At 44.4% G+C, this 15,014-nt stretch carries 18 protein-coding genes; 3 read left to right on the top strand and 15 right to left on the bottom strand.

Going from position 1 to position 15,014, the window contains the following annotated elements; genetic code table 11:
• Positions 1-5: 5 nt before the first annotated feature.
• The 13 genes from BACCOP_RS11055 to BACCOP_RS10995 all read right to left on the bottom strand — a co-directional run bounded on the left by BACCOP_RS11055 (position 6) and on the right by BACCOP_RS10995 (position 10,246).
• Complete coding sequence (locus BACCOP_RS11055) at positions 6-227, bottom strand: hypothetical protein (RefSeq protein ID WP_005868888.1); 222 nt, start codon at positions 225-227, stop codon at positions 6-8.
• Positions 220-2,826, bottom strand: a complete 2,607-nt coding sequence (locus BACCOP_RS11050) for a TraG family conjugative transposon ATPase (RefSeq protein WP_005868887.1) — start codon at positions 2,824-2,826, stop codon at positions 220-222. The genes BACCOP_RS11055 and BACCOP_RS11050 overlap by 8 nt, the downstream gene beginning before the upstream one ends.
• A complete protein-coding gene (locus tag BACCOP_RS11045) occupies positions 2,823-3,134 on the bottom strand; it encodes a hypothetical protein (protein ID WP_005868885.1) in 312 nt (103 codons plus the stop codon). The genes BACCOP_RS11050 and BACCOP_RS11045 overlap by 4 nt, the downstream gene beginning before the upstream one ends.
• Positions 3,135-3,146: 12 nt before the next feature.
• On the bottom strand, positions 3,147-3,491 hold the full coding sequence (locus tag BACCOP_RS11040) for a hypothetical protein (RefSeq protein WP_005868883.1): 345 nt from the start codon (positions 3,489-3,491) through the stop codon (positions 3,147-3,149).
• A gap of 18 nt (positions 3,492-3,509) precedes the next feature.
• Positions 3,510-3,854 (bottom strand): hypothetical protein, encoded by a 345-nt coding sequence (locus BACCOP_RS11035; RefSeq protein ID WP_005868881.1) that lies wholly within the window; start codon positions 3,852-3,854, stop codon positions 3,510-3,512.
• The gene (locus tag BACCOP_RS11030; protein ID WP_005868879.1) at positions 3,851-4,063 is read right to left on the bottom strand and encodes a hypothetical protein; all 213 of its coding nucleotides are present in this window, start codon (positions 4,061-4,063) and stop codon (positions 3,851-3,853) included. The genes BACCOP_RS11035 and BACCOP_RS11030 overlap by 4 nt, the downstream gene beginning before the upstream one ends.
• A gap of 18 nt (positions 4,064-4,081) precedes the next feature.
• On the bottom strand, positions 4,082-4,660 hold the full coding sequence (locus tag BACCOP_RS11025) for a conjugal transfer protein TraO (RefSeq protein WP_005868877.1): 579 nt from the start codon (positions 4,658-4,660) through the stop codon (positions 4,082-4,084).
• Positions 4,661-4,969: 309 nt separating this feature from the next.
• Positions 4,970-5,563 (bottom strand): Crp/Fnr family transcriptional regulator, encoded by a 594-nt coding sequence (locus BACCOP_RS11020; protein WP_005868875.1) that lies wholly within the window; start codon positions 5,561-5,563, stop codon positions 4,970-4,972.
• Between the two features lie 22 nt (positions 5,564-5,585).
• Positions 5,586-6,578: an ISAon1 family transposase gene (locus BACCOP_RS11015; protein ID WP_155162804.1), complete on the bottom strand. Its 993-nt coding sequence runs from the start codon at positions 6,576-6,578 to the stop codon at positions 5,586-5,588.
• Positions 6,544-6,930 carry an ISAon1 family transposase N-terminal region protein gene (locus BACCOP_RS11010; RefSeq protein WP_007565224.1) on the bottom strand — a complete coding sequence of 129 codons (387 nt, stop codon included), beginning with the start codon at positions 6,928-6,930 and terminating at the stop codon, positions 6,544-6,546. The genes BACCOP_RS11015 and BACCOP_RS11010 overlap by 35 nt, the downstream gene beginning before the upstream one ends.
• Positions 6,931-7,237: 307 nt before the next feature.
• Positions 7,238-8,368: a hypothetical protein gene (locus tag BACCOP_RS11005; protein ID WP_005868874.1), complete on the bottom strand. Its 1,131-nt coding sequence runs from the start codon at positions 8,366-8,368 to the stop codon at positions 7,238-7,240.
• Between the two features lie 692 nt (positions 8,369-9,060).
• On the bottom strand, positions 9,061-9,543 hold the full coding sequence (locus tag BACCOP_RS11000) for a DUF3408 domain-containing protein (RefSeq protein ID WP_005868873.1): 483 nt from the start codon (positions 9,541-9,543) through the stop codon (positions 9,061-9,063).
• Between the two features lie 4 nt (positions 9,544-9,547).
• A complete protein-coding gene (locus BACCOP_RS10995) occupies positions 9,548-10,246 on the bottom strand; it encodes a ParA family protein (RefSeq protein ID WP_005868872.1) in 699 nt (232 codons plus the stop codon).
• 403 nt (positions 10,247-10,649) lie between these two features.
• Between BACCOP_RS10995 and BACCOP_RS10990 the strand changes: the two genes are divergently transcribed.
• From BACCOP_RS10990 to BACCOP_RS10980, 3 genes are read left to right on the top strand one after another with little or no spacing between them, the layout of a single operon-like run.
• Positions 10,650-10,988, top strand: a complete 339-nt coding sequence (locus BACCOP_RS10990) for a plasmid mobilization protein (protein ID WP_008770294.1) — start codon at positions 10,650-10,652, stop codon at positions 10,986-10,988.
• On the top strand, positions 10,985-12,385 hold the full coding sequence (locus BACCOP_RS10985) for a relaxase/mobilization nuclease domain-containing protein (protein WP_005868870.1): 1,401 nt from the start codon (positions 10,985-10,987) through the stop codon (positions 12,383-12,385). The genes BACCOP_RS10990 and BACCOP_RS10985 overlap by 4 nt, the downstream gene beginning before the upstream one ends.
• A gap of 27 nt (positions 12,386-12,412) precedes the next feature.
• Positions 12,413-13,396: a hypothetical protein gene (locus BACCOP_RS10980; protein WP_005868869.1), complete on the top strand. Its 984-nt coding sequence runs from the start codon at positions 12,413-12,415 to the stop codon at positions 13,394-13,396.
• A 44-nt stretch (positions 13,397-13,440) separates the two neighbouring features.
• Here BACCOP_RS10980 and BACCOP_RS20670 read toward each other — a convergent pair whose 3' ends face one another.
• Together BACCOP_RS20670 and BACCOP_RS10970 are read right to left on the bottom strand one after the other, a co-directional pair.
• Positions 13,441-13,596 carry a hypothetical protein gene (locus BACCOP_RS20670; RefSeq protein WP_005868867.1) on the bottom strand — a complete coding sequence of 52 codons (156 nt, stop codon included), beginning with the start codon at positions 13,594-13,596 and terminating at the stop codon, positions 13,441-13,443.
• 611 nt (positions 13,597-14,207) lie between these two features.
• Positions 14,208-14,855, bottom strand: a complete 648-nt coding sequence (locus BACCOP_RS10970) for a hypothetical protein (RefSeq protein ID WP_005868866.1) — start codon at positions 14,853-14,855, stop codon at positions 14,208-14,210.
• Between the last annotated feature and the right edge of the window lie 159 nt (positions 14,856-15,014).

Here is a 15,014-nt window from a genome sequence, read left to right as displayed (position 1 = left end):
GACGGTTATTTGTTGGTGATGAATAATAGGGTGAATATGACACATACCAGCCAGGCTGTCAGATAGCTCTTGGCATTTTCCTTTTTCGTGGCGAGTGCCCATACCACGAAAATGAGCGCAACGCCCAAAAGTGCGGCGGCAATGCTTCCGGCAAGATTGTATGCGCTGCCGTTGAAGTCGGTTGACCAGCCTAGAAGGGCGGTCAGCCCTTGGGTGGCGTCATCCATACTTTTTCCTCCTTTCCTCCAGATAGCGGTTGATGGCCGTATAGGTCGAGCCGCTTTCGTTGAACAACTGCTTCAGTCGTACTACTGTCGCCTGGCGCGAATCGAAGGCTACGGCGGCGAAGTCGGACACCTCGTTGCGGAAGATGAAGGCATCGTTCGACATCTTGATGAAAAACTCTCTCCAGCGTTCCGTGCGCTGCAACGACTCGATCATATAGGCCTCTTCGTCCGTGATGGAAAGCACGGCTTTCACTTCCGGCAGGTTCTGCCGGTGTTCTGAATGGTCGAGGATAATCTTGGTCGCGCAGTTGATGATGATGGAGTCCTTGATACTGGACGGCATGTTTTTCAAAAACAGGATGTTCTGTGCGGCCAGCGTGATGCTTCCCTCCTTTTTACGGAAGGTTCGGTACAGGTAGGCGATGAAGTCTCCGAATTTCTCGTCTTGCAGGAAGTCGAGTGCTTCGTCGATGATTAGCTCTTTGGCAAACCCCTGGCGTTTCTTGATTTTATCCACGATCATTTGCAGGGTGATGATGGCAACGAGTGGAAAGTACTCTTTCTTAGAGGCATCTTCCATATCGAAGGCTATCAGCCGGTCATGCACGATATCCACGTTCTCGGTAGCGTTCAGCAGGAATGACAGCTCTCCGTCCGTATAGGGTTCCAGTAAAAGCAACAGCTCCTCTATCTCGAATTTCTGTTTCTCAAACTCGGTCATCCGTTTGCTGAACACTTCCTTCAGATAAGCCCGGTAAGTTATCAGCGTCGGGAAGATACGCTCATGCTTCTCTCCTATTGAAGAATTGTTCACATAGTCGTAAAATCCGATGACGGATTTCCTGAGAATGGCGTTTTCGGCAGGCAGCATGGGTTCACGTACCTTCCAAATGTAGCTGATAATGGCGACGATGGTCTTTATCTGGTCATCGGCAGACTCGGCATCCGTGGTGTCGATGTACAGGTATTTGCCGTTCTTGTCACGGTCACACAAGAAGGGGTTGAACGCAAATTTCTTCTGCTCGGTAGAGTCGAAGTATTTGCCCCGGTTCAAGGCTATCATCGAGCGGTAAGAGCCGCCGATGTCAATGATCATCACATCCCGGCCCAGCTCATAGCTTTGCAGGATGTAATTGTTCAGCCAGAAAGATTTACCGGAACCGGACGGGCCGATAACGATGCGGTTCTTGTTGTTCAGCGCCGGATAATCCCAGAGGTTTATCTTGGCGGGAGTACCGAAACGGTCATGGTAGATATGCCCTTTCTCGTCCGAAAGGTACATCCCCTCTTTTTGCAGATAGCAGATGGCCTGCTTGGTCGTGTTGACGAAGCCCCGGTAATTGGCCCTGGCATTGCCGGGTATGTTGCAGAAGAACAGGTTGCACAGCTCGGCGTTCTCCACATAGCACGAACTTTGGTTCATAAAGCTGAAGCCTTGCTGTACCAGTGCGGTTTTCCGCATGAGCGAGGTGCGGTCTGTATCGTTCAGCACGACATTGAAGGCGGTATAGGCGGTCTGGTAGTCGAACTGGGTAATCTCATCGCAGAAGGCTGCCTGCTCGCGTTGCTTCTCTGCCGCCGGAGGGTAGAAGTTGGTGATGTAGTTCAGCGCGTCTTTCTCCGCACCGATGGCCGTTACGGTGGCATCTGGATCGGTTATCTCTATCACGATGTTTACGATGTGGTTGAACGGCAGGCCAAGTCCTACGGGGTACAGCATCGAGCATTTGCTCCGTATGCTGTCCGGTATCTCTATGTTTCCCCCGTATGCCTTCGACTTGCCGGTGTGCGGCACGGCCAGTTCCTGAAGATGCTCGCCTTCGTTGGTCAGCGAAAGGATGGAAACGTGCTGCTGCCCTATTTTCATGCTTCCGCTTTCACTGACAGCCATAGGGTTGACGCTCTTCTGCGTGGCATCGTTTTCCGGTGTCTCGTAAGAGAGGTTGACGTAGTCGTAGATGGCGTTGTTCAGTTCCGTATCATCCATCTTGCGTATCTCAAACTGCTGGATGGACGACAAACCGTTCTCAAAGTTCATCAGAAAGGCTTCCATTTCTGTCAGCCGTTGCTGATATTCCTTATAAGGTTGCTTGAACGGGTAGTGCAGCTTTCGCATCAGCGAGGTGCCCGATGCGCTTTTGCGTATCTTACCGTTTCGGCTGCCGTTCGTGAACGTCACATACAGGTTGGTGTAACTGTTCAGTATCTCCTTGCCGTTGAAATGACGGTTGTTCTCCGCTATCAGGGCATTGGAAGAGTATTCTGCATGATGGTATCGCCCCGTATAGTAGAAATTCTGCTGATGGATGACCGTGCCTGCCGGAAGCAGCTTCAAAAGAGCCTCCAACCGCTCATGGATGTATTGCGCCTCGCTTTCCGACAAGGTGAACACTTCGGGCAGAAGCAGCCGGTAGCCGACGGTGATGTCACCGTTCCCGTTGATGACGGCGTTCTCCGTGATGGTCTGGATAGGCAAGACACTTTCCAGATCCACGGATTTGTCCTTCACCTCTATCTCTGTCTGCCGGATATACAGCAGAGCAATCAGCAGGCACAGCGCACAGATTAGCAGGGATATGAGTATGATGATTCCTATCATGGTTGCTGTTTTAGGATGAATTTGAAAATCTGCCGTTTGTCCGTTATCTGCCGGGGGGTGGCGTTCTTGATCCGGAGGCCGGTCAGGTAGTCCGGGTTACCGGCCTTGTGTTCCTTTTTCAAGGTTTGGAACAGCAGACCGGATAGAAACAGAATGGCGGAAATGATTCCGATGATGAGTATCGGGTGCAGCTGCTTGAATATGCTCACGATGATGATGATGGCCGTCAGCAGCATGAAGATGGCGAACTGTCCCGATGACAGACCGAAGAACTTGATCGGCTTGTTGATTTTACGCATGGTTCTCATGGCTCTTCGTTTTTAGATAATCAGGAAGGCTACCATGATGACTACCACGGCGATGATCCAGCCGAGCAGGTATTCCTTGGCATGGGGATTGTTCGTGGCAAGCGAATAGATGACAAAGACCAGAGCGATGCCGAGTACCGCCGCCAAAATGTATTTGGCTACGTCCAGAATGGTGTCCGCACCCTCTTTGGCTTTGTCTGTCACTTCGGATAGGCTGTTAATCTTCAGGCCGCTTTGTGCCTCCGCCACTTGTGCCGTTCCCAACAGCGTGAAGAATATGAGAAAGGTGAAGATAACCTTTCCATAGCGGTTAATGACTTGGTTCGCTTTTTCTCTTACATTTTCGATTGCTTTCATTTTGTTCCTATTTTTTAATTAAACATGAATCGTTTTCAGTCTCTCCCATTGCACATCCTTATACTTGATGGATATGGGCTCTTCTTTCGGCTGTTCCGGCAGTGGTTTGCCTGAGTAGTAGTAGGCTCTTCCATGCAGGTACATATCGGCTATCTCGGCAGCCAATTCCTCTTCTTCCAGCTCAGGCTGAAATACCACGCAGATGACCGGACAGGCTCTCTCCTGCCCTTCCTTGCGCACCGCCTCCCTTATCGGCTTCTCTTTCTCCTTTCCGGAAGAAAGTGCTTTCTTCTTTTTCCGAAAGTAAAAGTGAAGCGTGACACAGGCGAGTATGGCAACCAGTATCAAATCCACTACGTTCATAAGAGTTGCCAGATAATGAGCCAAGTGACCAATGCCGTGATATAGGTGATGATGGCCTCTTTGGTGCGCTCGTGGTTGCTTATCAGCTTTTTAAGTACCGCTAGTCCGGCACATAGAAAGCCTACCCCTATCAGCATGGCGCCTATTTCACGGTATAAGGAGATCAGGCCGGATACATTTGTATCGGCTAACAATATGATAATAAGCATGGTGATATGATTTGTCGGTTAGTAGAGCAGTATCTTTATTCCTACGTTCCAGACAGTGTTCCACTTGTCAATGGATAGGGGATTCCAATGTTGTTGTATGCGGGCAAGCAATGCCGTTCGGGGCAGGATGAATACTTCCAGTTCCGTTTCCAGTTTCGGGCCGATGATGAAGTTGTATTCCTTATCGGGGTGGCGGACGTATTCTGTACCGATGAATCCTCCCAGGCCGATGCCCCAGTAAACGGATTTCAGGTTGCAGGCCAGGGTTCTGTAATAACCGCCGTCCACAAAAAAGTCCTTACCCTTGTCATGTATCGTTTCGGGAATCGTTTCTTCCGGGTTCAAGGTAGAGACTTGCGGTAGGTTGGCTGTATATTCGTAAGGTTTCTCAAAATAGCTAAACCCGGCTTTCCAATAGCTTGTCCGGTTGATGTATCTGGAAAAGGACAGGTTGTAATAGTTGCCTGCATTGCCGAACAGGTTAGTGCCGTAGTTCAATTCAAGTGCCGGGATGTTCTCATAATGGCGTTGCGCAAAAGCGCTTACGGTGCATAACAGCAGGCTAAGGCTGATAGCAGTCAGTCTGATGTGTTCCATGGGAATTACTCTTTAGGTTATTAATGTTATATATTTTTCTATTTGTCTCATACGGTGTTTCCAATTTACGCGGATTCCTGTCGGCAGAACCGAATCAAGGTGCTTATCGCGTTGTTTTCGCTCCAAACATATAGATTATATACGGGAGGACAAATTTTATGAAGGGCTTTTAAAGGGCCTTTCGTGTTTATTTAATGTGCATTAAAAAATACATGTGCCGTAAACCGGCAGGTGTGGAATAATTCTACAGAAAAAAGCCGGATAGGATTAGTTGTGTAAAACTGTCCTGCCCGGCTTATAGGGTTTGGTTTATATGCGCTTTCGGATGTTGCTCAATGCTTGTGGCGTGATGCCGATATAACTTGCTATGTCTTTTAAGGGTATTGAACGTAACAGCCATTTTTCATTGGCCAAAAGCGCTTTGTAACGCGCTTCGGCATCCAGTGTGTAAAACTCCTCTTCCCTTATTATTTTGCGGTTGATGGATCTTACCAAATGTATTCTGGCCAGCTTGTTGAAATTGATGGATAACTCATATAGCTGATGAAGATCTTTTTTGGGCAATCTCCAGATCTTGCATGGCTCCAATGCCTTGATATTGTAGTGGGCATGGTGTTCTTCATGTGAAAGGAAAAAATTGATGAACTCTTTGGCTTGGATAAACCGTGCTGAAATCTCTCTATTCTCTTTGTCCGGAAACCATAACCGGACGATGCCGGATTCCAGATAATAGAGGTAGCATACTTCCTCGCCCCTGGTGACGAGGTGTTCTCCCTTTTTGATATGGATAAGCTCGAAATGAGCATCAAGATACGCCTTTTCTTCGTCTGTCATCCGCACGTGAAGATGGGCGCCCATTACCATGAGCGTCTCATCTATCAGGGTGGCAATTGTTTGAACCATTGAATTTGGGGTCAGTAGAAATTTAGTGGGGATACGCATATAGCTTCGCAATGCGGAATAAAAAGAACTTCTTATCAGCTACTCCTCTTAGATTTGCTCTGAACAGTTTAATTTTTGCATTGAACGATTCTGCCATCGCATTTGAAGAACGATGGTTGTAGAAATTCAGTATTTCATCATAGTGCTCATAGAAAGTAGCAGCAATGACATTAAAAGAATGCATCCCTGCTTCTTCTACTTTATTATACCATCGTGCCATAGCCAGACGTGCAGCGTCCTTTATGGTGTTCTTAGAGAAAATCATCCGCAGGGAATGGCACAAACCGTATGCCTTTTTGATGTCAGGGTATTCCTCAAATAGGATTGCTGCCCTTTGCTTCTGTTTTTCTGTCCATTTATCAGCTGACTTGAAAAGCAGATACCGGGAGCGTATAAGTAATTCCCTACGGGTATCGCCATTGGAATATCGGTATGGGACATAATCTTCGTTCTTCCGCTTAGCTTCTTCCATTTCCTCATTGGCCTGCTGTATGGCATCCCAACGGTGTTTGATGCGTAATTCCTGCACAGCATCACAAGCTAATCTCTGAATGTGAAAACGGTCTATCACACGGCTGGCTTCAGGAAATGCAGTCCGTACAATCTTGCGCATGGAGTCTGAAAGGTCAAGTGTCACTTCTTTAACGGCATAACGGCTTTCCTCGTCAATTCGTTGCAGCACAGCTATTACATCCTCTGATTTAGTTCCTGCCACGACAGCTACCAGGGAGCACTCTCTCGTACAGGCATCACGGTTGGTTACAAAGGTGTAAAGTTCACCGTTGGAGAGTGAGGTCTCGTCAATCGCCAGATACGGTCCCATATTTTCCGGAAACAGCATCCATTCACCGGCATGGGATAACTGTTCCCAATTACGATATCCGCTGAGAACCTCCTTGTACTGTTTTTCAAATGTATGACCATCTATATGATAGAATTCCTCAAGCGTACGGCAGGTCACTGGGGATGTCTCCATACGTTTCTTTTAAAAAAGCCCCAAATTCTTTGGAGTATCTGGTTCCCTTGGCTACAACATCGAGGTCGATGGGAATACTGAAACTTTTACCTGTGCGCAAGTCCGTCCAACGACGACGTCTGATCTTGAGGATTACCTTATGGTCCCGTATGGGAAAGTCTGTCACATTAACAGCTTCCATAAAACCTTTGGATTCAAAATGTTCGTCATTGCTTAACTTGGAATTCATCTTTTCATCCAGACTAATATGAATCTCTTGAGAGGTTTGTTCAACTCCAGAGATAAGAAAGTAATCTAATATCTGAGCCGGCAACACGAGGCTGGCTAGCATGTTCAAATAATCGTTTTTCATAATGCGAAGTAAGCAATACTTTACGAGTATAAAAAATAATCCCCACGAAATTTCTACTGACCCTGAATTTGTTTTATGTTTATATAAGGGTACGGAAACGTACCCTCTAACATGGACGTGGCGTTCCAACAACAAAGGCACGCCCCGTACCAGTTTCATACTGGTACAGGCATGCGCCTGTTGTTGTTAATTCCTTAACGATAGATGCCACTCTTTTGTTAGACAGACGGACGTATGTAAAAAGCGGGCTGCCAATTTTCTGACAATCCGCTGCAAAGATACTATTTTATGGTTTTTGTTCCAACTTTTAGGGATTTAAGTTGACGGCAAGGTCTTCTGGACGAATGCCTACTACCTTTATATAGATATCCCGGTAGATGTTCTCCTTAATCTCCTTGTCCTCTTCAGAATAAAGCCATGCGGTAAATTCATGATAATATTCGCCGGTTCCCAATTTAAAGAAATCCTTATATTGATAATGTCTGCTCACGGGAATGCCTTTCTTGTTTAACAAGAAGCATGATTTAAGCGCATCGTGATATTGCGAGGTCAGTATCGCCTTTATCTTTTCGTCGAAATATTCCAATGTTTCCTGGTCAAAGAAAAACTGTACGGTGTAGGGCCACTTCTCCCCTTTTCCTTTGATGTACTGGTATTGGAATTTGGTTCTCTCCAGCTTTTTGTTGATACCGTTTAAGATGCTGGTCACCTTCTTCTTCCGGTCATGGTTGTCCTTTACCGTTACATCAAATTCCTTGGCAAGTTGGTCAACCGTAACGGTGAAATAAGGTGCTTGTCCTTGGTCAATCTTATACTTGATCAGGTAAATCATTTTCGCCAGGTTCAGATAAAACTTGCGGTAGCCTTTGCGGTTGGGCAGGTTACGGTAGTCTTTCAGTTCCAGCAGATTGTATTCGGTAAGCAAAGTATTCATCAGATCTTTGCTCAGATGCACGTTGTAATTCCGCTTGGTGCGCTTTTTCGTGCCGAAGTTATCCTTTATCTCAAAGCGGTCCAGTATTTGAATGAACTTATATTGCGTCTTGCCGTTCATGGCGTATGCTACACTGAGGTTGGATGTCCCTAAACGGTATAACGCCGCTTCAAAGGTGTTCTCTATCGGATGCTCTATCTTTTGGCCGTTCTGTTCGGTGATATATACCGGACGTTGGTTGCTGAACAGGAAATCAAGCTGCTTCTCGGTCAGTTTTCGTTGCAACTTGGTTCGTTCATACCCCATGACCTCACAAAAATCGTTGATGGAGAACCAGCAGTCGCCGAACAGATCTTTCATTTGTGAAGATGCCACGTAAATGATAATGTCAGACATGACAGTGCCGCCTGCATCAAATAGAACTTCCAATACTTTCGTGTTGGAAGACTCGCTGAGAGTCCTGGGGACTCTGCTCAACTCTTTTTGTGTATTACTTTCCTTCATAGGCGGACACTTGTTGTTTACTGATGCAAAGATACGTTTTTTTACGGAGATAGTGAATCTAACTCCCTATAAATGAAGATTCCAAAGCATTTTTTTCGTGCTGTTTCTTGATTTAGTTGTGTAAAAGTGTCCCGACTACGGCTGTTTCCGATCCCCCAGTTGTGTAAAAGTGTCCCGAATGGCCGGTTTAGTTGTGCAGAAGTGTCCCGGATTCCTGATTTAGTTGTGTAAAAGTGTCCCGAATGCAGATTCTAGTTGTGTAAAAGTATCCCGACTTTCCTGTTCAGTTGTGCAGAAGTGTCCCGAATAGTCGGTTAGTTGTGCAGAAGTGTCCCGGTTACGAGAAGATGCCAGTAAGTGCTAACTTGCAATAATATAGTTGATTATACGGAAAACCTCCCTTATTAGTTGTGTAAAAGTGTCCCACAAATACTTAAATCCCTAAAAACCTAAATAAAACGAAGAAATGATTTTGTTACCGTATTCTTACTTTCGGAAAAAATTTTGAGGTGGAAACAAGTAGAGGTTTGAATTCTTTAACATATTGTCCAGGATAATAGGCAAAGGGATTTTTCCGCAGTTGTGTAAAAGTGTCCCGGTTCAATGCCGGCCTTCACTAAAACGGTGTGCAAAAATAACGCCTGCCCGACGGATGCAGTCGAACAGGCGTATATATTTTTCCGAAAGTAGAATCAGATGCTCATATACTTCTTCAGTATCGCTTGAATCTCCTTGTTATGGCTGGTCAATATGTCTTCAAGAATGTTGTTTGCGATGTTGTGCATTCCTAATCCAGTGGCCATAGCAATCTGCTTCAGCTTTCTGTGGGTTTCGCTGGATATCCGGATTACTTCGGTGTTCTTTAATTTTCGCTCTTCCAGATATTCCGAGAATTTTTTTCCGCAGACTTTGCTTTCTTCTGTTTTTGGAGAAGACTGCACGGAAGGTTTGGATTCCGGCTTTTCCATTTGTTCCGGCTGAGGTTCTTGGACGGTTTCTTTGACTGGAGCCGATTCTTTCACCTCTTCATGGATGGGGTGCTCAATCGCAGGTTGGGGGATAGTGCTTTCCGCAACACTTCCGATCTGCTGGATTTCCTGCTCTTTCTTACTGGCGCTTTGCAGCAAGAGTTTTCTCATGGCGGCTGATGATGTCCTTTCTTTGTTGGTTGCCATAGCTTTATTCTCCTATATGGTTACAGATTAATTCCAATACCTCTTCACAGAAAGCATCACAGGGATGATGGTACGCTTTACTCAGCGTACTTAAATTGCGTTGATAGTCAACCCTTGAATCCTTGATGTAGTTTTGCATCAACTCGAAAGGCAAGGTTTTTTTATTTTTCAAAATTTCTTTGAACTCCAGCACATTCGGAAGAACACGGTTCATAACACCACGCACGGTAGTCTTTTTACCAATCTTTCGACGGCTTTCGATAATCCCTTCATAGATGTTATAGTAAAAGGTCAATGTAGGTCTTAAATCGGTCTGGTTCGGTTCGAAGGGAATGATGATCACGTCAACGAAGTGCAGCGTTTCAACTACACCGTTTTGTTTCAGGTTACCCGGAAAATCGACAAGTATAATGTCGTAATTGTCCTGAAGGAAATCCAGTTGGTTGATGAACTCTGAGGAAGAGATATTGATAACCTCATATTCTTCTTCCTTTTTCATGATTCCGTCCTCGGCTTCGTCCTCACGTAATTTTCCGATAGTGTTCTGCATGTCGTCGATATCCACCACGGCAATGGATAAGCCCCCCTCTTCGTTTGACTGCGAATGAATATAACCTGCAAACAAAGCTGTCAGCGTAGACTTCCCTACCCCGCCCTTGGGATTCTCAAAAGCTACGACTACTCCTGGTAATATTTGTCCCATAATGTACGTTTTTAAGTATGTGCGCAAATATATAAATAATAAATTAAATAATTGCATACTTTTATAATTAATTTATTATACACTTTTTTACTTAATTGTATAAGTAATTACATATATAAATATAAATATAAATATGTACATACTTAATCTTATAATTAAGTATGTATGTTCATACTTTGTAATAATATAATTAGTAATTATGTATTTTGTAACTAATGGCTTTCCGTTCGCCTGTTACAATGTGCGTAGTTACTTTGTAACAAAGTGAGCGGTTAATCTGGATTAAGAAATCAAGACTTTTGTCTGGTTTTGTTTCACAGCTGAGTATTATTGTATATCTTTGCTAATGCAAGGTATGTTTTTGTGGGTACAAAAAACCTTGCGACAGCCGAGCTGCCGACCAATGTTCGTTACACTCACATACTCTGTATATATGAAAGAGAATCGAGATATAAGTATAAAGATCCGCTTGACGGAAGCCGAGAAAGAACAGCTTCTTCAACGTTCAAAGGAAGAGGGAAAATCCCTTTCTTCCTTTATCAGAGAGTCTGCCTTGAAAGGCAGAAGCATATCGAAAACCGATGTGCAAATGATATATGAACTTCGTAAAATAGGAGCCAATATCAACCAGCTTGCCAAACATATCAATACGCTTCCGTCCGATGAAAATATATTGTATTCATTGGATCGGATTAACCAATACCTTTCGGATGTAGAAACCATTAACCGGAAATTGTTATGATAGCCGAGATACAACCTTCTTTCTCATCCCACCTGTCCATGAGCCGGAAAATTGAATACCAGCTTTCCAAGGTCAAGGAAGGAAACGGAAAAGTGCTTTACACCTCCACTGGTGACGAACTGGCCGCCATGCCAGCCTACATGAAACTTATCTCCCAGTTGAATGACCGGGTGAAACTACCTTATGCGGAATTTATTCTGAGCCTCTATCCGGGAGAAAGCCTTTCCGATGAACAGTGGCTTTCTCTTGCCGGGGAATATATCGAGAGGATGGGGTACGGAAAGTCCTGTTATGCCGTTGTCCTAAATACCGACAAGGCACACAGCCATGTGCATGTGCTGCTGACCACAATTGATGAAGAAGGCAAAAGCATTCCTTCCGGAAATAATTACAGCCGTTCCGAAAAGATCTCAAGGGAACTGGAGCAGAAGTACGGTCTGTTGCCTTTGGAAAGGGAAGGAGGCAAGAGAACCACGTTGGGAGAGGCGCAATACCGTAACTATTATTTCGATGCGGCCTTGAAGAAAGCCATGCGTAGTTATAATTACAAGGATAAGGTATCGGCTGTCCTGGAACAATCCGATACATACCGGTCTTTGAATAAACCCTTGCAAGAAATAAAATTGGCCAATGAAGAATGGCGTGTCCTATTGGGGGATGAAAGCTATGACAACCTTTTCGCATTGCTGGAAAAAGGAGGTTTTTTCAACCCCTTGTTCAAGGATGAACTGTTACAACAGCTTGACCGCATCTACTCTTTTTCCGAAAGTACATCCGATTTCCGAAGGAACCTGGAACAAGAAGGATTGTATATGCGTCTGGTCACCAAGAAGGACAAATCCTATTATGTCTATGGCATCAAGGATTCAGGCTTTTACCTGAAGGACGTTTCACTTCCTCAGAAATATCGTTTTGGTAATATTCGTTTTGATGGCCGGGGCATGAGCGCCGATGAACAGAAGCATTATCTCTATGACCATGTGTTTAAGGCATTGAACGCTTCTTTAGGCTATGAGGATTTTAAGAAAAGGTTGGCGGAAGAATCGATCCGTGTGACGGAACATGTAAACAGCAAAGGCGCATACGGGATTTCCTTTTATATGGAAAACGTGGAAAATGCTCATGTCTTTAAAGGTGCGGATCTTTCCCGTAAGCTCACTTATCAGAATATCCAGAAGCATTTCGATGGTGTGGCTGTCGGTCTCTCGCCACATATCGATAGGGTAGGGGAGTTCCGTGAGCGGGTGGATCGTGAGGCTTTCTATATGCAGGGTGGGGGAGTTATGGCCATTCCGGAACTTGACATTACCGGCAGCGGGAAGAAGTCGCAAGAGGATGATCTCATACCGTCCAAAAAGAAACGGAAACGCAAGAGTGGTCCCGATTTCTCATTATGATGAATACTAACTTAATATATTTGCTTTATGAATTATCAGACCGTTTTACAGAATTATCATCCCACTGAACAGGGGGATTTCATGTTGAGATATGAGATAGGTGGCCGGGGATATGTCGTTTACTCACCGGAGAAGGATGCGTTGTCTTGTATTGAATTACATGGCTTTTCCGAGCTTACTCCTTGGCAATTGGCTTTTGTTCTTTCCTTGGATATGCAGCAGATGAAAGAACAGGACGAGCTTTCTCTCTTCGTATGTTGTAAGCGAGAAAAGCTCTTGTCTTATCTTTTCGATGTGGAGGAAAGCGAAACCGTCTTGAAGACAAAGCACGTGTCCGGTTGGCAGGGCTATCTGATGATGGATATCCATAAGCCGGACAGGGTACGGAACGTGTTCCAGTTCCATCCGGAAACGAAAGAAGCCCGTTTGGTCTTTGATAACCGTTTATGTGTCGCTTCCCTTCGTGAGAAAGAAAAAGGAAAGCTCATCCATCTCTGTTGGAGTCCTTCTGTCTTTGCTGCCATCGATAAGGGAGGAGAGCGTACCGCACCGGCTTATCTGTTGGCTTCTGATGCTGCCTTGTTGCATGGGTATGCCATGAAACAGATTGCGGAATGCTTTGCCGGTACACCGGTTGAAGAACGGGTTATCGGTATTCATGTAGGGGATAATGTCTATGAGGCCTTGTCTTTTGTGTGCTATTACGTCCGTAACGTGCAGGATGAATATTTGGTTATTCCTGAGCGGAAAGATGGGATGGTGATTCTTGAAACCCCGAAATGGAATCCGATACGCCAGGCTAACTTCGTGGCTTCACTGAACAAGATGGCGGTTGACCAGGCGAAGAAACGCTATCCGGAAATGGAGGTTCCGAATGAACGGCCATTCACGTGCCTCTCTTTTGCCCGGAAGTCTTTCGTCTATTTCCCGGATCTGAAGGTGTATCAGGAGGTGTTCTTGAAGATGTATTTGGGGTTGGTGAGGTTACAGGAGGTGCATTTGCTGGGGTAAGGAACAATTGCAGTGCTGCTTATAAAATAGTGGCACTACTATTGTTAGAGTACTTCTATCATTCCTTTGGTTACGGCATCGGCCAGTAGTCTTTTTACAATCCTGCCACTGGGAGGATTGGTTATCCCAAGCGTTATCTCAACCCTGTTTGATAGAGGATGATAGTGCAGGTATTGGAGGATTTCATCTTCAATAGTCATGTTATAATTCTTTTATCGGGACAATTTTGCCTGATATTTATGCTTTTGTTTATTGTTCTGTCCCGATAGAGATTATTTTGGATGGACAAAGAAACGCTATCCAGAAATGGAGGTTCCGAATGAACGGCCATTCATGTGCCTTTCTTTTGCTGGAAGTCTTTCGTCTATTTCCCGAGTCTGAAGGTGTATCTGGAGATGTTTTTGAAGATGTATTGGGAATTGGTGAGGTTACAAGAGGCGCATTTGTTGGAATAAGGAAAAGGGTGCATCTAATGCCCAATTTGAAAGGATCACCTGCTACAGATAACTGTAACAGGGATATTATCCTTAAAAAAGTGAGTTAGATACACCATTTTAAAGTGCTTCTGTTATTTCTTTGTTTACGGTGTTGGGGAATAATCTTTTTATTACTCAGTTATAGGGAAAATAGGTCTGATATTTATGTTTGGATTATATACTTTGAGGATAAGTGAAGAAAGATATCTGAAGGTGGATTCTTTTATTTAGAGTTCCTTTTAGAATAAGATTTCGCCAAACAGAAATATATTTAGAATTGTTTCTCATAAACCTCAATGCTGCAACATTGAAGTCCAATCTGTAAGCTTGATATCTTATACATTTATTCTTATTTCCAACTTTTCATATAGCACAACTGCCTTTATCAGAGGCAGATTCTCCTTGCAGAACCATGGAAAATCGATACATCTGAAATCGACATGGCTCTCCTCCAGCAGATTGAGAAAACGGATGTCGTCTATCATCCCTTTTAAGGAAACGAACAGGAGAGGTATCTTTTTTCTTTGGCAAAAAAATAGCGCCTTCTGTAGTTCCGCATATGCGATGGCTTGTTCATCCTTGCTAGTGGAATCATTTCTCTTGTCAAAAAAAGACAACTGGACTTTTAATGAATTATGTTGTTGGAGGTATTCCGCCAGCTGTTGCTGTGCTTCAGGAGAGCTGGCATCTCCATACAGTATTATATCACTATATTGCTTCATATCGGGTATTTGTTCCGGTTGTACGCTCCTTTTTTCCAAAGGCACCCCTGCATATTCTTTCAATAGATGCTGCTTCGTGATCTTTCGGGGTTTCTCAACGGAGTAGAATGCATATCTGAATATAAACTGAGTCCCTTTCTTCTGTACGGATTCCTGTTCCAGGAAAAAAGAATTCAGGCGTATCTTGTTTTCTTGAAGGATATGTTTGGGAATATCTTCCTGATAGATATCGGTCATGTATTGAAGGATGGTCTTTTTCATTAGAAAAATCAATGAAAAGGTTCATTACCAGTATTTATAATAAGTTTTTCCAACCCATTAATTTTTGCGTAATGCTGTTTCTGCGGTTTAGAATCTGAAAACGAAGCTACTTTCGCAAGATCCTGTGTCCGGTATATATACTTACTTACATATGGATAG

This window comes from Phocaeicola coprocola DSM 17136 (assembly GCF_000154845.1).
Taxonomy (GTDB): Bacteria; Bacteroidota; Bacteroidia; order Bacteroidales; family Bacteroidaceae; genus Phocaeicola; species Phocaeicola coprocola.
Note: the sequence above shows the minus strand (reverse complement) of the source record. Positions and strands in the feature narration are given on the sequence as shown.